Source organism: Shouchella miscanthi (assembly GCF_007725405.1).
Taxonomy (GTDB): domain Bacteria; phylum Bacillota; class Bacilli; order Bacillales; family Bacillaceae_D; genus Shouchella; species Shouchella hunanensis.
Genome location: NZ_CP042163.1, coordinates 2535337 through 2557930, shown reverse-complemented (window position 1 = coordinate 2557930; position 22594 = coordinate 2535337). Strand labels below are relative to the sequence as shown.

Genomic DNA, 22594 nt, shown 5'->3' with positions numbered 1-22594 from the left:
ATGCGAGGTGGCCAAAGTGTTAAAAAACAAAACAATCGTTATTGGAGTAAGTGGAGGAATTGCTGCTTTTAAAAGCGCAGCATTAGTGAGCAAACTAACACAAGCTGGGGCTAACGTCTATGTTGTGATGACCGAGTCTGCAAAACAGTTTATTGCTCCAACGACATTCCAAGCTCTGTCTAGAAATGAAGTCTATACGGATACATTTTATGAGCCTGATTCAACAAAGATTGCACATATTGATATTGCAGATCAAGCCGATCTTGTCCTTGTTGCACCTGCTAGTGCAAATACAGTGGCAAAGGTAGCAAATGGAATCGCTGATAATATGTTAACGACGATGCTATTAGCAACAAAAGCACCTGTCGTTTTTGCTCCAGCTATGAACGTTAATATGTATGATCATCCAGCCACGCAAAGAAATTTGCAGCAATTAAAAGCGTATGGCTTTCAAGTAATTGAACCGAATGCAGGATATTTAGCTTGTGGATGGGTCGGCAAAGGTCGAATGGCTGAGCCGGAAGATTTACTAGAGCTCGTTCAACTAATGTGTTTAGATCAAACCGTATTTACCGGAAAGCGCGTATTAATTACAGCAGGTCCAACTCGGGAAAAAATCGACCCTGTTCGGTATTTGTCGAACTATTCTTCTGGCAAAACAGGCTACGCGCTTGCGACAGAAGCGAGAAATCGCGGAGCTCACGTGACGCTTGTATCAGGACCAACAGGGTTAAAGCCTCCTAGTGGTGTAGAGGTTGTATCGATACAATCAGCTGAAGACCTCTATGAGGAAGTGACAAAGCGATTTAATGATGTTGATATTGTTGTGAAGTCTGCTGCAGTGGCAGATTATGCTCCTGAAATAGTCGGAAATCAAAAGCGTAAAAAGCAAACGAATCAATGGTCTTTACCGCTAAAGAAAACCCGCGATACGTTGAAGCGACTAGGTGAGTTAAAGCAGAGCCAAGTGCTTGTGGGGTTTGCAGCTGAATCTCAAGACGTCGAATTCTACGCAAAAGACAAGCTTGAACGAAAAAACCTAGACCTCATTGTTGCAAATAATATTACAACGGAAGGCGCAGGGTTTGATCACGATACAAATATCGTGACTGTTTATGCAAAAGACCATTATGAGAAACGTTATCCACTTGCATCAAAGAAAGATGTGGCTCTTCATATTTTTGATGAAATTGAAGCCTATATGAAAAGAAGCGGCGCCTTGTGATTGCGCGCATTATCGTAGACGTACCTACTGCACAGACAGATCGACTCTTTGATTATAAGATTCCAAGCGAATGGGAGACGCTTGTTCAGCCAGGTATTCGGGTCGTCGTACCATTTGGACCGCGGAAAATTCAAGGTTTTGTGATTGAGCGAACCGAAACAAGTGACGTCAAGAATATGAAAGCTATTATTGAAGTACTTGATCCTGTACCGGTTTTAAGCGAAGAATTGTTAGCCCTTGGCAAATGGTTAGCAAAGGCAACGATTTGCTTTCAAGTTACTGCCTTTCAAGCGATGTTACCGGCGGCATTAAAGACAAAAGTTTCTAAGATCATTCAAATGAGGGTCGAAAGAACAGAGCTGCCCGAGCAGATACGTACCCTATTTGGCAATGGAAATCATTTGAATTGGGATGAACTAAAAAAAGGGGAACCTAGCGATCTTCTCACAATGAAAAAGGCTCTTGAAGCAGGCCTTGTTGAAATTGAATATGCAACAAAGGCTCATACAAAAATGAAAACAGAACGGTTTGTTACAGTTAGTGATGTACCCGAATCAGAGCTAGAATCCTTACAGCGAAAAGCAAAGAAACAGTATGAACTGATTCAATTCTTAAAAGGGAAGCAGCGACCTTTACCGTCACAGCAAGCTATAGCTGAAACGAAATCGAGTCGTGCAACCCTAAAAGCTTTACTTGATAAAGGGTTTGTTCAGGAATGGGCACAAGAAGTGTACCGAGATCCGACAAGCAATGATACATTTACAAGGTCCGAGCCGCTTGTATTAACACCAAAGCAACAAGAGGCACTCCAAGTTATTTCTCGTCCCATTGAGGAAGACCGGTATGAAACGGTGCTACTACACGGTGTTACAGGAAGCGGTAAAACGGAAATCTATTTACAAGCCATTGCTAAAGTACTTCAAAAAGGCCAAGAAGCCATCATGCTTGTTCCGGAAATCTCTCTTACCCCACAAATGGTGAATCGCTTTAAAGCTCGATTCGGCAATTTAGTAGCTATTATGCACTCTGGTTTATCCAATGGAGAAAAATACGACGAGTGGCGAAAGATCCACCGAAAAGAAGTTAGTGTTGTTGTAGGTGCTCGTTCTGCTGTATTTGCACCATTTACAAACCTCGGTTTACTTATTATTGATGAAGAGCATGAATCAAGTTACAAACAAGAAGAAGCACCACGTTACCACACAAGAGATGTTGCGAAATACCGTGGAGCGAACCATCGAGCGCCAGTCTTATTGGGAAGTGCGACCCCATCAGTTGAATCGTTTGCTCGTGCAAAGAAAGGCAACTATACGTTGGTTTCATTGCAAGAACGAGTAAATGCGCGGCCGATGCCTGAAGTAGAAATTGTGGACATGCGTGAGGAGCTTCGCAATGGCAATCGTTCAATGTTCTCTAGAGCGTTGCTTCAAGGGCTTAGGGAGCGGTTGGATCGAAAAGAGCAAACGGTGCTATTTTTAAATCGTCGTGGTTATTCAACATTTGTTATGTGTAGAGATTGTGGGTATGTGGCAACATGTGATTATTGTGATATCTCTTACACCTACCATCGTAAAGGGCATTCATTAAAATGCCATTACTGTGGCGACGAGAAACCAATGCCAACGACGTGCACGGAGTGTGGAAGCGAGCACATTCGATTCTTCGGCTCAGGCACGCAAAAAGTGGAAGAAGAGCTGTATAAATATTTTCCAGAAGCGAACGTTATTCGAATGGATGTCGACACAACTAGAAAGAAAGGCTCTCATAAGACATTACTCGATGCTTTTGGACAAGGCAAAGGTGATATTTTACTTGGTACCCAAATGATTGCAAAAGGGCTTGATTTTCCAAACATTACGTTAGTCGGCGTCCTCGCTGCAGATTCTATGCTGCATATTCCTGATTTTCGAAGCGCAGAGCGGACGTTTCAAGTGCTAGAACAAGTTGCAGGACGAGCGGGACGAGCAGAATTAACAGGAGAAGTGATTGTTCAATCATACACGCCAGAACATTACAGCATTCAGCTTGTTAAGCAACATGATTATGAGCAATTTTTCGCAAGTGAAATGAGAATTCGTAAGCAAGGTGGCTATCCACCATATTATTATATGGCTCTTCTCACCATTTCCGATCAAGACCTGGCAACAGTAATAAAAACGTCCGGAAAAATAGCGGATTACTTAAAGCGTACCTTAAGCGAAGAAACGGTTATTCTTGGTCCTGTTGTCTCGCCTATTGCCCGTATCAAAGATAGATATCGCTATCAATGCGTGATAAAATATAAGCATGAGCCGAAATTATATGAGACGTTAGAAACCGTATTGCATCACTACCAACGGGATACAACAACGAAACGGTTATCGATTAGTATGGATGTCCATCCGTACTTTTTTATGTAAGGACAGGAGTGAAGAACGTGAACATTATCTTTATGGGGACACCGGATTTTTCAGTCCCGATCTTAAAAACATTACTTGAGCATTACACGGTTATAGCTGTCATTACACAGCCTGATCGACCAGTTGGACGAAAGCGTGTGCTTACGCCCAGCCCTGTAAAAGTAGAGGCAGAAAAGCATGGCATTCAGGTCTTACAGCCAGAAAGAATTCGTGAAGACTATTCAGACATTATAGCCTTAAAGCCGGATCTCATTGTTACAGCTGCTTACGGCCAAATCGTTCCGCGAGCGCTACTTGATGCACCTGTGCTCGGCTGTATTAATGTTCATGCTTCGTTACTTCCAAAATATCGAGGTGGTGCGCCTATACACCAAGCGATTATTGATGGAGAAAAGGAAACAGGTATTTCCATTATGTATATGGAAGAAAAACTGGATGCTGGTGATGTGCTTTCAAAAAAAGCCATTCCAATTCATGATCAAGACGATGTAGGCACGATGCACACAAAGCTTAGTCAGCTAGGCGCTGAATTGCTTATTCCGACAATAGAAGACTTACGTGCAAAACGAGCAAATCCTGTTCCTCAAGTGCATGAAGAAGCAACATTTGCACCAAACATTCGTCGTGAACAAGAAGAGTTACAGTGGGAAAAAACTGCACAGCAGCTAGCCAATCAAGTTCGAGGCATGCGACCATGGCCAGGTGCGTTTACGTGGATGGATGGAAAACGTATAAAAGTGTGGGTTGCTGTGGCGACAAATGAACGAACGTCAGAACAGCCTGGTGTTATTATTCGGACAGCAAAAGAGGGAGTCTATGTGGCAAGTGGAGAAGGAACAGTTTTGTGTTTACAAAACGTTCAGCTTGCAGGAAAGAAAGCGGTCGATGCTAGCTTAATTGCACATCAATTTACTATTTCAAATCATTTAGGAGTACAGCATGACGAAAGATAAAGCAACCGTACGAGAAGTCGCAATGGATGCGTTAGTTAAAATTGAAAAGAACCAAGCCTATAGCCATTTACTCGTTAATCATACGTTAAAAGAAGCTGGACTAAGTCATCAAGATACAGGTCTTTTAACAGAACTTGTTTATGGAACAGTTGCACGGCGGTTAACACTTGATTATTACTTATCACCATTTTTAAACAAAAGCAAGAAGAAACGAGAGCTGTGGGTCGATGTGTTGCTGCGTCTTTCTGTTTACCAAATGGTTTATTTGGATCGTATTCCGGATCGGGCGATCGTTCACGAAGCAGTGACCATTGCCAATAAACGGGGACATAAAGGAATAAGTGGACTAGTAAATGGTGTGCTCCGCTCCATTCAACGTGAGGGCTTCCCAACGTTTAGCACTATAGAGGATGAAGTGACTCGCTTAGCTATTGAGACAAGTCATCCTGAATGGCTGTTAAAAAAATGGATAGAACAGTATAGCTATGATGATGCAAGAGCGATGGCATTAATAAACAACGAACCACCTGAAACGAGTCTTCGGGTGAACCGTATGAAAACGACCGTTGAACAAGTCATCAGCAAGTTAGAAGAGGAAGGAGTGGAAGTCGTTCCTTCAGAGCTACTTCCTGATCTCGCTATTATCGTGAAGAAAGGCAATCCATTCTCAACAGTAGCTTATCAGCATGGCTATTTTACAGCTCAAGACGAAGCTTCTATGCTTGTAGGACTACTAGTGGGCGCTGAGGAAAATATGGATGTACTAGATACATGTGCTGCTCCTGGAGGAAAATCAACTCATTTAGCAGAATCATTGAACGGAACAGGAAGTGTGACGTCTTTTGATTTACATAAGCAAAAGATTAAATTAATCAATGAACAAGTGGCGCGTTTGCAGCTACCAAATGTAACGGCAGACACGCAAGACGCTAAGACATTAACAGATCGAATAGAACACGCTTATGACCGAGTCCTTGTTGATGCACCTTGCACCGGATTCGGTGTGATTCGCCGGAAGCCGGACATTCGATGGTCAAAAACCGAAGAAGATACAAATCGCATCACACATACACAACAGCTTATTTTAGCGAATGCGAGCCAATTTGTGCAGCCTACTGGTACGCTCGTGTATAGTACGTGCACCGTAGATCATGAAGAGAATGATCGTGTTGTTGAGGCGTTTCTTTCAACGCATCCTTTTGTTGTTGATGAAGCAGCATTTGAGCGCTTACCAAAGCAAGTAAGAGACAATGGTCGTTTTGGTCAATACGGCTTAACCATTCTTCCGCAAGACTTTCAAACAGATGGATTTTTTATGGTTGCGTTAAAGCACGCCTAGTCTTCGTGACAAGAATAAGCCATTCAAAAATTGAGGTGATGGATTTGATAGAGAGCACGACATTTTTAACTGATATTGGAAAAGTTCGCTCGAATAATGAGGATAATGGTGCGGTTTTATCTTCTTCAACAGGAACACTAGCATTTGTTGCTGATGGTATGGGAGGGCACTCAGCTGGTGACGTGGCAAGTGCTATAGCCCTTCGGATTATGAAGAAAAACTGGGATGAACTACCGCTTTCCTTGTCTGCAGTAGAAGCAGAAGCTTTTCTACAAGAAACCTTTGTTGAAATGAACCAAGCAATCTTTACGCATGCTAAGGAAAATAAAGATTGTGAGGGGATGGGGACGACAGCTGTTGCTGCTTTTTGCACTGAAGACTATATCGCCATCGCTCATGTTGGCGATAGTCGCTTGTATTTGTTAACAGAAGAAGGATTAAAGCAGCAAACGATGGATCATTCCCTTGTCGCCGAACTTGTGAAAAACGGACAATTGTCTCATGAGGAAGCAGAAGATCATCCGCGAAAAAATATCGTTTTAAGAGCCCTTGGCACAGAACCTGTCGTAAAAGTTGATACAGAAACCATTGCCGCCGACTCTGTTCGCTTGTTAATGATTTGTTCCGATGGTCTTTCTGATAAAGTAAAAGATACTGAACTAGCTACAGAATTAAACCGTGAGGATGAGCTGTCCCAAATTGCTAAGTCTCTAATAGCACGGGCAAATGACCGTGGAGGCGAAGATAATATTTCTGTTGCGTTAGTACGATTTACGGAGGAGCTTGAGTAACATGATTGGAGAACGAATTGGCGACCGCTACGTCGTATTGGACAGCATCGGCGGAGGCGGGATGGCGAATGTCTATTTAGCACTGGATGTTATTTTAGATCGTCATGTCGCAGTAAAAGTACTTCAGCCTCAATTCTCAAAAGACGAACAGTTTATTAAGCGTTTTAGAAGAGAAGCGCAAGCAGCGACAAGTTTGAACAATCCTCACATTGTCAATATATTTGACGTTGGAGAAGAAGAAGATCTTTATTATATTGTCATGGAATATGTCAAGGGCCGTACGCTAAAAGAAGTCATTCAAGAAGATGGCCCTTTAGATATTGCCACGGCTCTTGACTATTTTAAACAAATCTTGCATGGAGTAGGACACGCCCATGCCATGCAAATTGTCCATCGTGATATGAAACCGCAAAATATCCTTATTAGCGAAGATGGCGAAGCAAAAGTAACCGATTTTGGGATTGCTCGTGCGATGACCTCAACGACTATTACCCACACAAATTCAGTCATGGGATCGGTCCATTATTTATCTCCAGAACAAGCTCGTGGCGGTCATGTGACGTACCGGTCTGACTTATACTCGCTAGGCATTGTTCTGTTTGAAATGGTAACAGGGAGAATTCCGTTTTCTGGAGATACTGCGGTATCTATTGCGATTAAGCACTTGCAAAATGAAATTCCGTCGGCTAGAGAACTAGTATCGAGTATTCCGCAAAGTGTGGAAGACATTATTAAAAAAGCAACGATGAAAGACCCGAACCAACGGTTTAATTCTGCTGAAGACGTGATCTGGGCTTGTGATATGGCGTTAGATCCAAATCAATCGTTGCAGTTGCATACACAACTAGAAGACGATGATGAAGAAAAAACAAAGGAACTACCGATTGTAGCAGGCTTTACAAATAATGAAGATCAAGACAAAACGATCGAGATTCCTGTTCAAAAACAAGACGATGTCCCGGTAGAGACAGCGAAACAGGAAGATCAAAAAAAGGAAGCAGAACAAACAAAAAAGCCAGCGAAAAAGAAAAAGAAATGGCTTTGGATTAGCATCATTGGTATTGGTGTGATAATAGGGGCATTTATCCTAGCGCTAACGTTGTGGAGTGAAGTGTTTTTTGTAGAAGAAACAACCATTCCTGATGTGGAAGGAATGGAAGAGAACGAAGCAATTGAGGAAATTGAAAGCCAACGGCTTATTGCAAATGTTGAGCCAATCTCAACAGATGAATATGAACCGGGACAAGTAGCCAATCAATCTCCTCGAGCTGGGCGTACGGTAAAAGAAGGATCGGAAGTCACTTTATATGTCGTAGCATCGAGAGAAGAAGTAACGTTAGATGACTACTCTGGTTATACGTTTACACAAGCGGAGCGTTTGCTTGAGCAGCTTGGTTTTGAAGTGGAAGAGCAGTCTAGAGAAGATAATAGTGCCCAAGAAGGAACCGTCATTTCACAAAGCCCATCAAATGGTTCAAGCGTTGTTCCAGCCGATACGACGGTGGTACTCACTGTTGCTGTTCCAGAAACCATTCAGCTAGATGACCTCGTCAATCAAACCGAAGAAGATGTTCGAGCGTATTTTAATGCAGAGGGCTTGCGTGGTACGTTTGAGCGTGAGCATGATGAGGATATACCAGCAGGACGTGTTATTCGTCAATCACCTGAGCCTTTAACAACAATGGAACAAGGCGACCGTGTTGAGATTGTGTTATCCCGAGGGCCTGAACCAAGCGAACCAGACGAAACTCCAGAAGTCCCTCAACAACCTGAAGGGGAAGTAGAGGACCCAGTCGCCGCTGACCCTGTAGAAGACCCTACAGAAGAAGAAGAGCCAAGCTCGGTTTATCGAATTACACAAACGGTTGTGGTTTCAGAAGAACATCAATCAGAGGAACGGAGCTTTGCTGTACGAATCGTTGCAACAGATGCCAATTCCCAAGGTGATGAGCGGGTTGTTGTAGAAGAGACGATTACGACGTCAACGGATTTTACGATTGATTTACGAGTTAGTCCAAGCTACCCAGGCTCGTATGAAGTATTTATTGATGACGAGTTTAATCGAGAATCGGATGTGTATGAATATGAAGAATAAAGGCGCGAATTTCGCGCCTTTTTAAGGAGGAGTTGCATGCCAAGTGGATTGATTATGAAGGCATTGGCAGGCTATTATTACGTGTATGACAAAGGAACGATCATACAGTGTCGAGCAAGAGGCGTCTTTCGTAAACAAAAGCGATCGCCGCTTGTTGGCGATCATGTAGAATATCAAGCAGAAAATGTAACAGATGGGTATATTATGGATATTCAAGAACGTAGCAATGAACTTGTGCGACCACCTATTGCAAATGTTGACCAAGCGTTTTTACTTTTTTCCGTTAAAGAACCTGATTTTTCAGCAGCACTTCTTGACCGCTTTCTCGTTCATATAGAGAGACAAGAGATCTTGCCAATCATTATCGTAACAAAAATGGATTTACTTACAAATGAGGAGAAGAGGGACATTCAGTCATTTGTCTCCCTTTATGAAAAAATCGGCTATCAAGTACGGTATATTTCCTCAAAAGCGGAGCTAGACTTTAGTGTGTTAACACCACTTATTAAAGACAATGTAACGGTTATTGCTGGTCAGTCAGGAGTCGGGAAATCTTCTTTTCTCAACTTATTAAAACCAGGGATGAATTTAGAGACGAATGAGATTTCCAGTCATTTAGGACGTGGAAAACATACGACTCGACATGTGGAATTAATTGAAATCGAGCAAGGTTTAATAGCGGATACTCCTGGGTTTAGCTCATTAGACTTTGAGCAAATGGAGCAAGAAGAGTTACGTTTTTATTTTCCGGAGTTTGTTGAACGAATGGACGAGTGTAAATTTCGCGGCTGTTTACATGATAAAGAGCCAGGCTGTGGTGTTAAGAGAGGGCTGGAAGAAGGAGAGATTCAGCAATCGAGATACGACAACTACCTTCAATTTTTAGAAGAAGTAAAAAGTCAGAAAAGGAGATATTAACGATGATAAAAATAGCCCCATCCATTTTAGCTAGTGACTTCTCAAGAATGGGTGAGAATGTAAAAGAAATAGAACATGCAGGAGCTGATTGGATTCATATTGATGTAATGGATGGCCAATTTGTGCCACCTATTACGTTTGGCCATCAAATGGTGGAAGCGATCCGACCGTTAACAAGCCTGCCGCTTGATGTTCATTTGATGGTTCAAGCGCCTGAAAATCAAATTGAGTATTTTGCTAAAGCGGGAGCAGATTGTATAAGCGTTCACGTTGAAGCGACAAATCATTTACATAAAACGATTCACTCTATTAAACAGGCAGGACTTAAAGCAGGTGTTGTTTTAAATCCAGGCACGTATGCGGACGTCGTTATTCCTGTTATTCAAGATGTTGACTTTGTACTTCAGATGACGGTGAATCCTGGATTTGGCGGGCAGTCGTTTATCCCAACGACGTTAAACAATATAAAGCGTCTGCGCGCTTTAATTGATGAATACCAACTACCAGTCGATATACAAGTGGACGGTGGTATCAATGTGGAAACGGCGAAAGCGTGCGTAGAAGCAGGTGCGACCATTTTAGTAGCAGGGTCATCTATTTTTCAAGCCGATCACTATGAGAAAGCGATTGCAGAAATTCGAGGATAAAGTAGGTCTGATTTCCTTTTCTCCCGCATACGCTAGAGTAACGACGGGTGGACACGTTCGGTGATAGAAAAAGTTCTATGCATTGGTAAAGAGCTAGCGAGACGATGGTCTCTAGCAAGTGCATCAGAACTTCATCTATTCGTAATGTGTACTCGAACGACATTTTTAGAGCAAGGGCCGGCTCAAATGCTCTTTAGGAGGAGGATCTATGAAATTCTATACGATCAAGCTACCGAAGTTTTTGGGAGGGTTTGTTAGAGTTATGCTTGGCTCGTTTAAAAAAGACTAATCAAAAAAAACGCCTTTGCAACTGCAAGGCGTTTTTTTTGATTAAACACGTTCTACTTTTCCGGATTTAAGTGCACGAGCAGAAACGTATACACGTTTAGGTTTTCCATCTACCATGATACGAACTTTCTGTACGTTTGCACCCCAACGGCGCTTTGTTTTATTCATTGCATGAGAGCGCTTGTTTCCAGAACGCGCTTTACGACCAGTAATATAACATTCACGAGCCATGTCAGTGGCACCTCCTTAAAAACAGTCTCGTTTTTCATCACGATGACTTAGTCACCCAAGTATCTTAGCATAGCCATCAGCAGAAAGCAATAAGCAAAGACAAGTAAATCTCCTTGACTAAAAAATGACTTTTAAAATGGTAGGTGATATAGTAAGATATTGATACGTATGCACACTGTATTTTATTGAAGGAGGCAAACCATGACTATTGAATTGAAAACTCAGTTTGGCACAATCGATGTGTCTCAAGATGTCGTTGCAACTATTGCAGGAGGTGCCGCAATCGATTGTTACGGAATTGTCGGAATGGCTTCACAAAAACAATTTAAAGATGGATTAAGTGACCTACTTGGTAGAGAAAATTTCAGACGTGGTGTTATTACGAGAGAAAACGGAGATGAACTTCATATAGATATGTACATTATCGTCAGTTATGGTACAAAAATATCTGAGGTTGCGCATAACGTCCAATCAAAAGTAAAATATCATTTGGAAAAAATGCTCGGTCTTGATGTAGAATCAGTTAATATTTTTGTACAAGGGGTTCGTGTCACGAATCCATAGGAGTAAAGGGGGAAGACAAGGTGACAAGGAAACTGAAAGGTCAAGAGCTTGCGCACATGTTTATAGAAGGGGCAAATGAGCTCGGGAAAAAAGCGGAGGTTGTGGATTCGCTTAACGTATTTCCTGTACCCGATGGAGACACTGGTACGAATATGAACTTAACCATTACCTCAGGGGTAAAGGAAGTGCGTCAAGCATCACTTGATGAAGCGAGTAAAGTGGCAGCTGCATTTGCAAAGGGCTTGTTAATGGGCGCAAGAGGAAATTCAGGTGTCATTCTATCGCAACTCTTTCGCGGGTTTTCAAAAGAACTTGAGGGAAAAAAGGAATTAACAACTGAACAATTCGCTGACGCAATGGAAGCAGGCGTTAAGACAGCGTATAAAGCAGTTATGAAGCCTGTTGAAGGAACCATTTTAACCGTTGCAAAAGAGATGGCGAAGCACGCTGTTAAAATAGCGAAAAAAGAAACAGCGTTTGAACCGTTTTTAACATCGGTTATAAAAGAAGGTGAACGATCCCTTGCGCGTACGCCAGATTTGCTTCCTGTTTTAAAAGAAGTAGGTGTGGTTGACTCTGGTGGACAAGGTTTATTATATATTTATGTCGGGTTTCTACAAGCGCTTACAGGAGGAGAATCCCTTCAGATTTTACAAGAGCCAAAGATGGACGAATTCATTCGAGCCGAGCACCACCATAACGGTCATGGAGACATGGATCCGAGTGACATTGAATTTGGTTATTGTACAGAAGTAATGGTGAAGTTTGACGCTGAGCAATTAGCCCAAAACCCATATGATGAAGATCAGTTTCGTTCAAAGCTAAGTGAGTATGGAGATTCATTATTAGTTGTATCTGATGATGACCTATTAAAAATACACATTCATGCAGAGTACCCTGGGCAAGTGGTTACAGAAGCGCAAGCATTTGGTTCACTTGTTCAAGTGAAAGTTGAAAATATGCGCGAACAGCAGTCCAATTTGTCTGATTCTCATGCTATGAAAAAATCAGAGAAAGCCTCTAAACCGAAAGAACAAGCAGAATTTGCTATGGTAGCTGTTTCCGTCGGTGCTGGTATTGAAAAGATTTTTAAAGGTTTAGGAGTAAATGAGGTTGTTGCAGGCGGTCAAACGATGAACCCAAGTACAGAAGACATTGTATCAGCCATCAAGGAAGTTCACGCTAAACATGTCATTATCTTGCCTAACAATAGCAACATTGTCATGTCTGCTGAACAAGCGGCAGAAGTGGCCGATGTTCATTGTGTCGTTGTGCCAACAAAAACGGTTCCTCAAGGGTTAGCTGCTTTACTTGCGTTTAATCCAAGTCGTGAAATTGAAGAAAATGCAGCGGCAATGGAAGCAGCTATGAAGGATGTTAAGACTGGTGAAGTGACCTATGCTGTTCGTGATACGGAAATGGATGGTCAATCCATTAAAAAAGGCGATTTTATGGGCATTTTTAATAAGAAAATCGTTGCAAATGGTCAAGATGTAGTAAAAACAGCAAAGAATCTCCTTAGTGAAATGGTCGACGACGATTCTGAAGTCGTTACGATTATTACTGGGGAAGGTTCAAGTAAAGAAGTAACAGAACAACTAGAAGCTTATCTTCAAACGCATGCAGAGGATGTAGAGATTGATGTCGTTGAAGGTGGACAGCCTCTATATTCTTATATCTTTTCTGTTGAATAATGAATGAGGAGGAACGTTCAATGGCGAAAGTGAAAGTTGTGACTGACTCAACAGCGGATATTCCAAACGCTCTTGTTGACGAACTAAATATTTCGGTGATTCCGTTAAATGTCCATTTTGGTGATGAGCAATTTGAAGACGGCGTGACCCTTCAGCCTCGTGATTTTTATAAGCGTTTAAAAGAAACAGACGTCATGCCGAAAACATCACAGCCGTCACCACAGCAATTTGAAGATTTGTATCGCTCCATTGCAGAAGATGACACAGCGGCTATTTTGTCTATTCATCTATCGGCTCAATTAAGTGGGACGGTGCAAGCCGCGTTAATTGCTAAGGATGCTCTAGCAAATGAACTAACGATCCACGTATGCAACTCTAAGCGTGCTTCATATGCCATTGGTATTATCGTTGTAGAGGTTGCCAGATTGGCAGCTCAAGGCGCTGACCTTGCAACGTGTCAAGCCCGTTTAGAGCAAATGCTGAACGATACCAATGTTTATTTTATGGTGGATACGCTTGAATTTCTTCAAAAGAATGGACGAATTGGGAAGGCGTCTGCATTGTTAGGCTCGCTTTTAAAAATGAAGCCAATTCTGTCACTAAACGAAGATGGCGAAGTGTATCCGCATGAGAAAGTGCGGGGACAGAAAAAAGCAGTATCTCGTATGATGGGATTGCTGCAAGAGCAATTTGGAAACGAGTCTGTTCAAGTAGGAATATCACATGCAGTTAATGAAGAGCTTGCGCAAAAATTAGCGGAGGAAATTAAACAAGCTTTTACCGTTGATTCGCTGGTCATAACAGAGATCGGTGCGGTTATTGGTGCGCATGTCGGGCCAGGAACGGTTTCCTTATCAATGACAAAAGTAGATTCTAAGTAACAAAAAGGTTGCCAACTGTCATTGATGGCAACCTTTTTGGTTCTTTGTTGGAGGCGAAACGATGAAGTATAGAACGGTATTTGATATTATAGGTCCAGTTATGATTGGTCCGTCCAGTTCACATACAGCAGGCGCTGCGCGTATCGGAAAAGTAGCACGAACGCTGTTTGGTCAATTGCCGGATCATGCCGACTTACATTTTTATGGCTCATTTGCGAAAACGTATAAAGGTCATGGAACCGACGTTGCTGTTATTGGGGGATTGCTTGATTATGAAACGGATGATGAACGAATCCGCCAAGCGTACGAAGAAGCCGAAAAAGCCAAGTTGACGATTTCTATTTTTGAAGAAGGTGCTATTGATCACCATCCAAATACAGTTCGAATCAAACTATATAAAGGAAAAGAGACGTTTGAACTTGTAGGTGTGTCCATTGGTGGAGGGAAAATTGAAATTATTGAATTGAACGGCTTTGTTCTTCGGTTATCAGGGAATCATCCTGCCATTCTCGTTGTTCATCAAGATCGGTACGGTGTTATTGCTGCTGTTAGTAATTTATTAGCAAAACATCAGCTAAATATCGGGCATATGGAAGTGTCTCGGAAGGAAAAAGGTGAGCAAGCGCTCATGGTTATAGAAGTAGATCAAAATGTGGACGAATCCATATTGGAACCATTAGAGAACTTACCTCATATTACCCATGTGACAAAAATACACGACTAAGGAGGGATAAGGATGTTTCGAAATGTGTCAGAACTGCTAGCATTAACGGAAGAAAAACAGTGCTCAATTTCAGAAGTAATGATTCATCAAGAGATGGATGTTACAGGTAAATCCCGTGAAGAAATCCTAAATAAAATGCGCATCAACTTAGCCACGATGGAAGCGGCTGTTAAACGAGGGATCGAAGAAGATGTCGTTTCTGTTTCCGGTTTAACAGGCGGCGATGGTAAAAAACTCGCTGCATACATTCGTAAAGGAAACATGATTGGTGGAGAAACAACCCTGCTAGCAGTAGCGAATGCCATGGCGACAAATGAAGTCAATGCTGCCATGGGGACAATTTGTGCGACGCCAACTGCTGGGTCTGCCGGCGTGGTTCCAGGTGTGCTATTTGGTGTAGAAGCAAAATTAAATCCGTCTGAAGAAGAAAAACTTGCTTTTCTCTTTACGAGCGGAGCTCTTGGGTTTGTTGTCGCGAATAATGCATCTATTTCAGGAGCAGCTGGAGGCTGTCAAGCGGAAGTAGGTTCCGCAACAGGAATGGCGGCAGCTGCTTTAGTAGAACTTGCAGGTGGTACACCAAAGCAATCTGCTCATGCGATGGCAATTGCACTAAAAAATATGCTCGGTCTTGTATGTGATCCTGTTGCCGGACTTGTTGAAGTACCCTGTGTTAAGCGAAATGCCGCAGGTGCTTCTCTAGCGATTACGGCTGCAGATATGGCTCTTGCTGGAATTGAAAGTAGAATTCCATGTGATGAAGTGATTGAAGCAATGTACCGAATTGGTCAGACGATGCCAGAATCATTGCGAGAAACAGGTGAAGGTGGACTTGCTGCGACACCTACTGGACGTCGATTGGAGGCAGCTGTTTTTGGAAAGACAGCTGAGCGTACAAAGTGAATCTGTCTCAGTTACGTGTAGATACAGTAAAAGGCATTGGCGAGGAAAGCGCTAAGGCGTTAGGAGGTCTTGGGATCAATACCGTCCAAGACCTTTTAGAGTTTTTTCCATTTCGCTATGAAGATTATTCCCTTAAATCTCCAGGAGACGTGGCTCACGAAGACCGAGTGACGATGATAGGAACCATTCAAAATGAGCCTTCTATCCGCTATTTCGGTAAGAAGAAAAATCGATTAAGCTTTCGAATGGTTGTTGATGGTGTGCTCGTTCAGGTAATTTTTTTCAATCGAGCCTTCTTAAAAACAAAAATTAAACTTGGCAGTACAGTGACGGTAACAGGGAAATGGGATGCCCATCGACTAACAATTACCGGAAGTGAACTGAAGTTTGGTGAAATCGAGCGGCAAGGCAATGTTGAGCCTGTTTACCATGCAACAAGCACCATTTCAAGTAAACAGCTGCAACGCTGGATAAAAGTGGCGCTAGAGATGTATGCCAACCAGATTGTAGAACCTCTTCCTGCAACAATAAGAGAACGGTATAAACTATTAAATAAAACAGAAACCATACGTCATCTCCATAATCCACTTCATCCGGATTTGGTTAAACAAGCGAGAAGACGCTACGTTTATGAAGAGTTGCTTTACTTCCAGCTTCGAATGCGAGTATTTAAGCAGCAAAATCGTGAATTGCAATCAGGTAGGCAGCTGATTGTAGGGCGGAATCAACTAGATTCGTTTTTTGCCCAATTGCCATTCACATTAACAGGTGCACAAAACCGAGCAGTTGACGATATTTTAGCAGATATCTCTTCTCCTTATCGAATGAACCGGCTGCTTCAAGGGGATGTGGGTTCTGGAAAAACAGCTGTTGCAGCTGCCTGTATGTACGCGGTTGTAAAAGCAGGAGCTCAAAGCGCTCTAATGGCACCAACAGAAATCTTAGCAGAACAGCATGCAAAATCGTTAGCCGATTGGTTTGAACCTCTAGGTTTATCTGTTGCGCTCTTAGCTGGCTCTGTGAAGGGGAAGAAGCGGACAGTGCTACTTGAGAAAATTGCTGCAGGAGAAGTAGACATTGTCGTAGGAACACATGCATTAATTCAAGAGGACGTTTTTTTTCAAAACCTTGGTTTCGTTATCACCGATGAACAACATCGTTTCGGCGTCGAGCAAAGACGAGTGTTACGAAATAAAGGGGAAAGTCCGGACGTATTGTTTATGACTGCGACACCCATACCAAGAACATTGGCCATTTCGGTGTTTGGTGATATGGATGTATCGGTGCTTAATGAGTTGCCAGCAGGGCGTAAACCGATTGAGACGTATTGGGTGACCCACGATTTGTTTGAGCGAGTGCTTGGATTTATTGAAAAAGAGGTGAAGGCCGGACATCAAGCGTACGTCATTAGTCCGCTTATTGAAGAGTCAGAAAAACTTGACGTACAAAATGCCATTGATCTTTATACGATGCTTACAAACCATTATCAAGGGGACATTCAGGTCGGATTAATGCATGGACGTTTATCAGCTGCGGAAAAAGAGGACGTAATGAATGCCTTTGCGAAAAATGACACACAGCTCCTTGTGTCTACAACGGTTGTTGAAGTTGGTGTAAACGTTCCGAATGCAACCGTCATGGTGATCTATGATGCGGATCGTTTCGGTTTAGCGCAATTGCACCAGTTACGGGGTAGAGTAGGGCGTGGAGACGCGCAATCGACATGTATATTAGTAGCAAAGCCTAAATCAGAAGTCGGTAAGGAACGGATGCGCATCATGACTGAAACAACCGATGGTTTCGTACTATCTGAACGTGATTTGGAATTACGTGGACCAGGTGATTTCTTTGGCTCAAAACAAAGTGGCTTGCCAGATTTCAAGCTTGCGGATGTTGTCCATGATTATCGAACGCTAGAAACCGCTCGACAAGATGCCGATGTCATTATTTCGTCAAATGTTCTTGAGAATGATGAAGAGTATGCGCATTTAGCCCTCTATTTAAAAGAAATTGGCGCATATGAAGGAGAAAAAATTGATTAACCCTTGAAGGTTTGATCAAAGAACTTTATACTAGTCTTAGTACCTAGTCATAAAACGAATGGTAGATAAACGGATGGAGAAGCAAACGATGCGATTAAAGAAAAAAGAACGACAACTACAATTAAGCAAATTGTTAAACGAAAATCCATTTATGACAGATGAAGCACTGTCTGAGCATTTTTCCGTTAGTATACAGACCATTCGTTTAGACCGGATGGAAAAGAATATACCTGAACTAAGAGAACGGATTAAAGACGTAGCTTATCAGCACCGAGATACGGTTATCTCGCTTTCACCTGATGAAGTCATTGGAGAAATTATTGATCTTGTCCTTGAAAAACAAGCGATTTCTATGTTTGAAGTAAACGAAGAGCATGTATTTGCTCGCAACGGAATTGCTCGTGGTCATCATTTATTTGCACAAGCGAATTCTCTCGCAGTTGCTTTAATGGACAATGAGCTGGTTTTGACGGCGAAGGCAGATATTCACTTTAAACGACCTGTACATCTTGGAGAGCGTGTCATTGCAAAGGCTGAAGTTGTTGACACCCATGGGGATCGAACAAAAGTGACGGTTACAAGTAAAGTGAATCAAGAAATTGTATTTGACGGTGACTTTGTCATGTTTAAGCAACATGACACAGAAGAAGAGGGCGGTTGATCATGAAAATTGCAATTGACGCAATGGGCGGCGATCATGCGCCACATGCACAAGTAGAAGCGGCGGTTCGTGCTGTAAAAGAGTTTACGGATCTTCAAATTACATTAATCGGTGATGAAACGAAGATGAAGCCGTTGCTGGCTGATTCTGACAACAGAATAGCGATGGTTCATACTGTGGAATCTATTCTAGATACAGATAAGCCTACAACGGCCGTTAGACGAAAAAAAGATGCCTCAATGGTGCTAGCTGTAAATGAAGTGAAATCTCAAAATGCAGATGCGTGCATTTCTTCTGGGAATACAGGCGCACTTATGACGGCAGGCTTGCTTTACGTTGGACGACAGAAAGGAATTGATCGACCAGCTTTGTCACCAATGTTGCCGACAAAGGACGGGAATGGGTTCTTATTGCTTGATGTTGGAGCCAATATGGATGCAAAAGCAGAACATCTTCTTCAGTATGCAGTAATTGGTGATGCGTATATGCAAAAAATCCATCAAGTAAAAAAACCAAGAATTGGCTTATTAAATGTAGGCACGGAGGCAGGAAAAGGAACAGAGCTAACAAAAGAAGCCTACCGTTTATTAGAGGAGAGCACATTGCATTTTGTCGGGAACGTGGAAGCAAGAGACTTGCTCGACGGTGTCTGCGATGTTGTCGTTTGTGACGGCTTTTCCGGTAATCTTGTTTTAAAAACAATAGAAGGAACAGCTAAAATGCTGTTTTCTATGTTGAAAACCGAGCTCACTAGTTCGATTTCAGCGAAGCTAGCGGCAGGAATGCTTAAACCGAAGCTCACTGGCTTAAAAAAGAAAATGGATTACTCGGAGTACGGTGGTGCAGGTTTATTTGGCTTAAAAGCACCGGTAATTAAAGCACATGGTTCTTCAGATGCAAATGCATTCTTTCATGCTATTCGTCAGGCAAAAGAGATGGTAGACCAAGACGTAGTCGCTGTCATTGAAGCCAATTTATTATTAAATAGGAGGCAGGAAAATGAGTAAAGTGGCGTTTTTGTTTCCTGGTCAAGGTTCCCAAAAAGTCGGAATGGGTACAGATTATTTCGCGACAAATGAGAAAGCGTCAGCCGTTGTAAAAGAAGCGGATACGGCTTTAGGCTTTTCAATTAGTGAGTTAATGAAAGAAGGACCAGAAGATACGTTAAAGCAAACAGCATATGCACAGCCTGCGCTTGTGACAATGAGTACGGCCTTGTTGCAATTATTTAAAAAGGAAGGCATTCAGCCAGACTATGTTGCTGGTCATAGTTTAGGCGAATATTCAGCTCTTGTAGCAAGTGAAGCGTTGCCCTTTGCAGAGGCGGTCAGTCTTGTACATAAGCGGGGCACTTTGATGGAACAAGCGGTACCAAATGGTCAAGGAGCTATGGTTGCCGTTCTAGGACTGGATCAAGAGACTCTTCAGTCTATATGTGAGGAAGTGACGTCAGCGGGTAACGTTGTGAACGTTGCAAATTTAAACTGTCCAGGTCAAATAGTCTTATCTGGTACAGCGACAGGCATTGAGCAAGCAAGCGCTTTGGCAAAAGAAAAAGGAGCCAGACGAGCGTTGCCTCTTGCTGTTAGTGGACCATTTCATTCTGCTCTAATGAAGCCAGCCTCAGAACAATTCGAAAGTGAATTACATAGTGCAACGATTACAATGCCAATGGTTCCAGTTATTGCGAACGTAACGGCAGATGAGGTACACGCTCCTGAAGTGATTCGAGCGCTTTTAGCAGAACAGCTTTATTCACCTGTTCGATTTGAAGAAAGTGTCAACCGTATGATTGAGTTAGGTGTGGATACATTTATTGAAATTGGTCCAGGCAACGTGTTGACGGGTCTTGTGAAAAAAATCAACCGCCAAGTACAAGCCCATGCTGTTCAGGATCAAGCTTCCTTCGACAAAGTATTGGGGATATTGAAAGGGGAATAGTCATGTTTACTGGAAAAACAGCGATTGTTACCGGTGCATCAAGAGGGATCGGTAGAGCGATAGCGCTCGAATTGGCGAAAAACGGCGCCAATATCATTGTAAATTATGCAGGAAATCAAGCGAAAGCTGAAGAAGTTGTTAGTGAGATTAAAGCAATTGGTCAAGAGGCAGTCGCGATACAAACAAACGTTGCCAATGAAGATGAAGTAAAGACCATGATAAAAGAAACGGTTGATCGTTTTGGTTCTGTTGACATTCTAGTGAATAACGCTGGTATAACAAAAGACAATTTAGTGATGCGGATGAAAGAATCAGATTGGGACGATGTGCTAGATATAAATTTAAAAGGTGTATTTCTTTGTGCAAAGGGCGTTAGTCGCCAAATGATGAAACAGCGCTCTGGGCGTATTATTAATGTCGCATCTGTTGTTGGTGTGCTTGGAAACCCTGGCCAAGCCAATTACGTTGCAGCTAAAGCTGGAGTTATTGGCTTGACAAAAACACTAGCGAAAGAGTTTGCATCTAGAAATATTTTAGTAAATGCCGTTGCGCCAGGCTTTATTACGACGGATATGACCGATGAGTTAAGTGGCGACTCAAAAGAGGCGTTACTTGGTCAAATTCCGTTAGGTACGTTAGGGGAACCAGACGATGTTGCTCGTGTTGTTCGCTTTTTAGCGAGTGAAGATGCCAAGTACATGACTGGACAAACCCTTCACGTAGATGGTGGAATGGCAATGCCGTAAAAGGCTACTTGACACGTACGGCTTGTGTCAGTACAATTTTACTTTGCCAGTACTTTTGAAAGGAGGTGACTAGTGTGGCTGACGTAATGGAGCGCGTAACGAAAATCGTCGTTGACCGTTTAGGTGTAGAAGAATCAGAAGTAACGCTTGAGGCATCTTTTAAAGACGATCTTAAAGCTGACTCACTTGATGTGGTGGAGCTTGTAATGGAGCTTGAAGATGAGTTCGACATGGAAATTGCTGATGAAGACGCAGAAAAAATTGCAACGGTTAAGGATGTTGTCGATTACATAAATAACAACGCATAACCGATTGAAAAGAGCCCTTTCAGCGAACCTGTTAGGGCTCTTTAACACATCTTTACATATAAAGAACAGCAAGAATCTGTTAAAATGATGACAGGAGAAAGAAATAAGAAGAACGAACTCTTTTTACTTTTTGAGCTCCAGCATCTGGAGGTAAGTGTATGGTACAACCATCTAAATTTCAAAGAAAACCAAGGTCAAATGATCGAAAACGAACACAGCGCCGTTTAGAACTGACAGAAGCTCAGAAACGTCAGTTTGATGATTTACTCGTGCGAACGTCATTAACATTTGAAAATCGCAAACTGTTGATTCAAGCATTTACTCATTCCTCCTATGTGAATGAGCAACGTATATTCTCATCATCAGATAATGAACGGCTGGAGTTTCTTGGCGACGCTGTACTAGAACTTGCTGTTTCACAGTATTTATTTAAAACATATAAATCAATGAGTGAAGGAGATATGACGAAGCTGCGTGCTTCGATTGTTTGTGAACCGTCTCTCGCCATGTTTGCAGAAGAGCTGCACTTTGGTCAGCTCGTGTTGCTTGGAAAAGGAGAAGAAGTTACTGGTGGTAGAACGAGGCCGGCGCTACTCGCTGACGTATTTGAAGCGTTTATCGGAGCCTTGTATCTAGATCAAGGGCTAGATGCCGTTTTCTTATTTCTGTCACGATTTATGTACCCGAAAATAAAAGAAGGTGCCTTCACCCATAAAATGGATTTCAAGAGCCAGCTTCAAGAGTTTGTACAGCGAGATAATCGGGGGCAGATTAAATACCAAATCGTCCAAGAACGTGGACCAGCTCATGATCGTGAGTTTGTATCGAATGTCCGATTAAATGATGAGACGATCGGAAGTGGTACAGGTCGCTCAAAAAAAGAAGCGGAACAGTTAGCGGCAAAGCAAGCGTTAGATGCGCTCAATTGGAAAAAAAGCTAGAGAAAAGAAGCGGCACGGCTCCTTTTTTCTAGCTTTCTTTTATTCTTCTTCCCGAAGTTGTCCAAGCTCTTGAACAATTTCATCTAGTTCGCTGATGGAAAAAGATGGTTGTCTCATGACGTGCGTATGTAAGGCAAGTAGATCTTGGTGTTTACGATCATTAACAGCGTCTGCTTTAATGACGCTAGCATTTACAATGTTTAACTTCTTTTTCATATCATTCAGTAAAGCCTCGACTTCATCTATAGACAGAGATTGACTCATAGAATTGTCCTCCTTAGTAAGAATAAACTTACGATACCA

General features: G+C 42.4%; 23 protein-coding genes. 21 read left to right on the top strand and 2 right to left on the bottom strand.

The annotated features are described in order from the left end of the window. The first annotated feature begins 16 nt into the window (after positions 1-16). The 9 genes from coaBC to spoVM all read left to right on the top strand — a co-directional run bounded on the left by coaBC (position 17) and on the right by spoVM (position 10656). Positions 17-1225 carry a bifunctional phosphopantothenoylcysteine decarboxylase/phosphopantothenate--cysteine ligase CoaBC gene (gene coaBC / locus FPV17_RS12855; RefSeq protein WP_144559193.1) on the top strand — a complete coding sequence of 403 codons (1209 nt, stop codon included), beginning with the start codon at positions 17-19 and terminating at the stop codon, positions 1223-1225. Next, positions 1222-3624, top strand: coding sequence for a primosomal protein N' (priA, locus tag FPV17_RS12850; protein ID WP_144559192.1), 2403 nt, complete (start codon positions 1222-1224; stop codon positions 3622-3624). Before coaBC ends, priA begins: the two co-directional genes overlap by 4 nt. Before the next feature lie 32 nt (positions 3625-3656). Next, on the top strand, positions 3657-4577 hold the full coding sequence (gene fmt / locus FPV17_RS12845; protein ID WP_144560487.1) for a methionyl-tRNA formyltransferase: 921 nt from the start codon (positions 3657-3659) through the stop codon (positions 4575-4577). Beyond that, positions 4564-5916 carry a 16S rRNA (cytosine(967)-C(5))-methyltransferase RsmB gene (gene rsmB, locus FPV17_RS12840; RefSeq protein WP_144559191.1) on the top strand — a complete coding sequence of 451 codons (1353 nt, stop codon included), beginning with the start codon at positions 4564-4566 and terminating at the stop codon, positions 5914-5916. Before fmt ends, rsmB begins: the two co-directional genes overlap by 14 nt. Positions 5917-5960: 44 nt before the next feature. Next, positions 5961-6707, top strand: a complete 747-nt coding sequence (locus FPV17_RS12835) for a Stp1/IreP family PP2C-type Ser/Thr phosphatase (protein ID WP_432813883.1) — start codon at positions 5961-5963, stop codon at positions 6705-6707. Position 6708: 1 nt separating this feature from the next. Continuing rightward, positions 6709-8802, top strand: coding sequence for a Stk1 family PASTA domain-containing Ser/Thr kinase (pknB, locus tag FPV17_RS12830; protein WP_144559189.1), 2094 nt, complete (start codon positions 6709-6711; stop codon positions 8800-8802). 36 nt (positions 8803-8838) lie between these two features. Next, a complete protein-coding gene (gene rsgA / locus FPV17_RS12825; protein WP_035395151.1) occupies positions 8839-9720 on the top strand; it encodes a ribosome small subunit-dependent GTPase A in 882 nt (293 codons plus the stop codon). 2 nt (positions 9721-9722) lie between these two features. Then, entirely contained in the window at positions 9723-10367 is a 645-nt protein-coding gene (gene rpe, locus FPV17_RS12820) for a ribulose-phosphate 3-epimerase (protein ID WP_035395150.1), read from the top strand. Between the two features lie 208 nt (positions 10368-10575). Then, positions 10576-10656 carry a stage V sporulation protein SpoVM gene (gene spoVM, locus FPV17_RS12815; protein ID WP_035395149.1) on the top strand — a complete coding sequence of 27 codons (81 nt, stop codon included), beginning with the start codon at positions 10576-10578 and terminating at the stop codon, positions 10654-10656. 41 nt (positions 10657-10697) lie between these two features. On the opposite strand, the gene rpmB is transcribed toward spoVM, so the two are convergent. Continuing rightward, positions 10698-10886: a 50S ribosomal protein L28 gene (rpmB, locus tag FPV17_RS12810; RefSeq protein WP_035441949.1), complete on the bottom strand. Its 189-nt coding sequence runs from the start codon at positions 10884-10886 to the stop codon at positions 10698-10700. Between the two features lie 201 nt (positions 10887-11087). On the opposite strand from rpmB, the gene FPV17_RS12805 reads away from it, so the two are divergent. From FPV17_RS12805 to rnc, 12 genes are all read left to right on the top strand, one after another. Further along, complete coding sequence (locus tag FPV17_RS12805; protein ID WP_035395148.1) at positions 11088-11450, top strand: Asp23/Gls24 family envelope stress response protein; 363 nt, start codon at positions 11088-11090, stop codon at positions 11448-11450. A 56-nt stretch (positions 11451-11506) separates the two neighbouring features. Continuing rightward, positions 11507-13144, top strand: a complete 1638-nt coding sequence (gene fakA / locus FPV17_RS12800; RefSeq protein WP_144560486.1) for a DAK2 domain-containing protein — start codon at positions 11507-11509, stop codon at positions 13142-13144. Between the two features lie 20 nt (positions 13145-13164). Next, positions 13165-14025 (top strand): DegV family protein, encoded by an 861-nt coding sequence (fakB, locus tag FPV17_RS12795; RefSeq protein WP_035396923.1) that lies wholly within the window; start codon positions 13165-13167, stop codon positions 14023-14025. 61 nt (positions 14026-14086) lie between these two features. Beyond that, positions 14087-14749, top strand: coding sequence for an L-serine ammonia-lyase, iron-sulfur-dependent subunit beta (gene sdaAB / locus FPV17_RS12790; RefSeq protein ID WP_035396924.1), 663 nt, complete (start codon positions 14087-14089; stop codon positions 14747-14749). A gap of 12 nt (positions 14750-14761) precedes the next feature. Next, the gene (gene sdaAA, locus FPV17_RS12785; RefSeq protein ID WP_035396925.1) at positions 14762-15652 is read left to right on the top strand and encodes an L-serine ammonia-lyase, iron-sulfur-dependent, subunit alpha; all 891 of its coding nucleotides are present in this window, start codon (positions 14762-14764) and stop codon (positions 15650-15652) included. Then, a complete protein-coding gene (gene recG, locus FPV17_RS12780) occupies positions 15649-17694 on the top strand; it encodes an ATP-dependent DNA helicase RecG (protein WP_144559188.1) in 2046 nt (681 codons plus the stop codon). Before sdaAA ends, recG begins: the two co-directional genes overlap by 4 nt. Before the next feature lie 88 nt (positions 17695-17782). Further along, positions 17783-18355, top strand: a complete 573-nt coding sequence (gene fapR, locus FPV17_RS12775) for a transcription factor FapR (protein ID WP_035396926.1) — start codon at positions 17783-17785, stop codon at positions 18353-18355. 2 nt (positions 18356-18357) lie between these two features. Further along, a complete protein-coding gene (gene plsX, locus FPV17_RS12770) occupies positions 18358-19362 on the top strand; it encodes a phosphate acyltransferase PlsX (RefSeq protein ID WP_035396927.1) in 1005 nt (334 codons plus the stop codon). Then, positions 19355-20296 carry an ACP S-malonyltransferase gene (gene fabD / locus FPV17_RS12765; protein WP_035396928.1) on the top strand — a complete coding sequence of 314 codons (942 nt, stop codon included), beginning with the start codon at positions 19355-19357 and terminating at the stop codon, positions 20294-20296. Before plsX ends, fabD begins: the two co-directional genes overlap by 8 nt. A 2-nt stretch (positions 20297-20298) precedes the next feature. Then, entirely contained in the window at positions 20299-21042 is a 744-nt protein-coding gene (fabG, locus tag FPV17_RS12760; RefSeq protein WP_035396929.1) for a 3-oxoacyl-[acyl-carrier-protein] reductase, read from the top strand. 74 nt (positions 21043-21116) lie between these two features. Continuing rightward, on the top strand, positions 21117-21350 hold the full coding sequence (acpP, locus tag FPV17_RS12755; RefSeq protein ID WP_035396930.1) for an acyl carrier protein: 234 nt from the start codon (positions 21117-21119) through the stop codon (positions 21348-21350). 158 nt (positions 21351-21508) lie between these two features. Continuing rightward, entirely contained in the window at positions 21509-22291 is a 783-nt protein-coding gene (gene rnc / locus FPV17_RS12750; RefSeq protein WP_144559187.1) for a ribonuclease III, read from the top strand. Between the two features lie 39 nt (positions 22292-22330). On the opposite strand, the gene FPV17_RS12745 is transcribed toward rnc, so the two are convergent. Then, complete coding sequence (locus tag FPV17_RS12745) at positions 22331-22555, bottom strand: DUF1128 family protein (RefSeq protein WP_052008161.1); 225 nt, start codon at positions 22553-22555, stop codon at positions 22331-22333. Positions 22556-22594: the final 39 nt, after the last annotated feature.

Excerpts from the sequence above, each read along its gene's own strand:
- fabD (WP_035396928.1), top strand. The coding sequence starts at position 19,355 with ATGAGTAAAGTGGCGTTTTTGTTTCCTGGTCAAGGTTCCCAAAAAGTC.
- rpe (WP_035395150.1), top strand. The coding sequence starts at position 9,723 with ATGATAAAAATAGCCCCATCCATTTTAGCTAGTGACTTCTCAAGAATG.
- sdaAA (WP_035396925.1), top strand. The coding sequence starts at position 14,762 with ATGTTTCGAAATGTGTCAGAACTGCTAGCATTAACGGAAGAAAAACAG.
- FPV17_RS12745 (WP_052008161.1), bottom strand. The coding sequence starts at position 22,555 with ATGAGTCAATCTCTGTCTATAGATGAAGTCGAGGCTTTACTGAATGAT.
- fapR (WP_035396926.1), top strand. The coding sequence starts at position 17,783 with ATGCGATTAAAGAAAAAAGAACGACAACTACAATTAAGCAAATTGTTA.
- sdaAB (WP_035396924.1), top strand. The coding sequence starts at position 14,087 with ATGAAGTATAGAACGGTATTTGATATTATAGGTCCAGTTATGATTGGT.
- fakB (WP_035396923.1), top strand. The coding sequence starts at position 13,165 with ATGGCGAAAGTGAAAGTTGTGACTGACTCAACAGCGGATATTCCAAAC.
- fakA (WP_144560486.1), top strand. The coding sequence starts at position 11,507 with ATGTTTATAGAAGGGGCAAATGAGCTCGGGAAAAAAGCGGAGGTTGTG.
- plsX (WP_035396927.1), top strand. The coding sequence starts at position 18,358 with ATGAAAATTGCAATTGACGCAATGGGCGGCGATCATGCGCCACATGCA.
- rpmB (WP_035441949.1), bottom strand. The coding sequence starts at position 10,886 with ATGGCTCGTGAATGTTATATTACTGGTCGTAAAGCGCGTTCTGGAAAC.
- fmt (WP_144560487.1), top strand. The coding sequence starts at position 3,657 with ATGGGGACACCGGATTTTTCAGTCCCGATCTTAAAAACATTACTTGAG.
- rsmB (WP_144559191.1), top strand. The coding sequence starts at position 4,564 with ATGACGAAAGATAAAGCAACCGTACGAGAAGTCGCAATGGATGCGTTA.
- rsgA (WP_035395151.1), top strand. The coding sequence starts at position 8,839 with ATGCCAAGTGGATTGATTATGAAGGCATTGGCAGGCTATTATTACGTG.
- rnc (WP_144559187.1), top strand. The coding sequence starts at position 21,509 with ATGGTACAACCATCTAAATTTCAAAGAAAACCAAGGTCAAATGATCGA.
- FPV17_RS12805 (WP_035395148.1), top strand. The coding sequence starts at position 11,088 with ATGACTATTGAATTGAAAACTCAGTTTGGCACAATCGATGTGTCTCAA.
- spoVM (WP_035395149.1), top strand. The coding sequence starts at position 10,576 with ATGAAATTCTATACGATCAAGCTACCGAAGTTTTTGGGAGGGTTTGTT.
- fabG (WP_035396929.1), top strand. The coding sequence starts at position 20,299 with ATGTTTACTGGAAAAACAGCGATTGTTACCGGTGCATCAAGAGGGATC.
- pknB (WP_144559189.1), top strand. The coding sequence starts at position 6,709 with ATGATTGGAGAACGAATTGGCGACCGCTACGTCGTATTGGACAGCATC.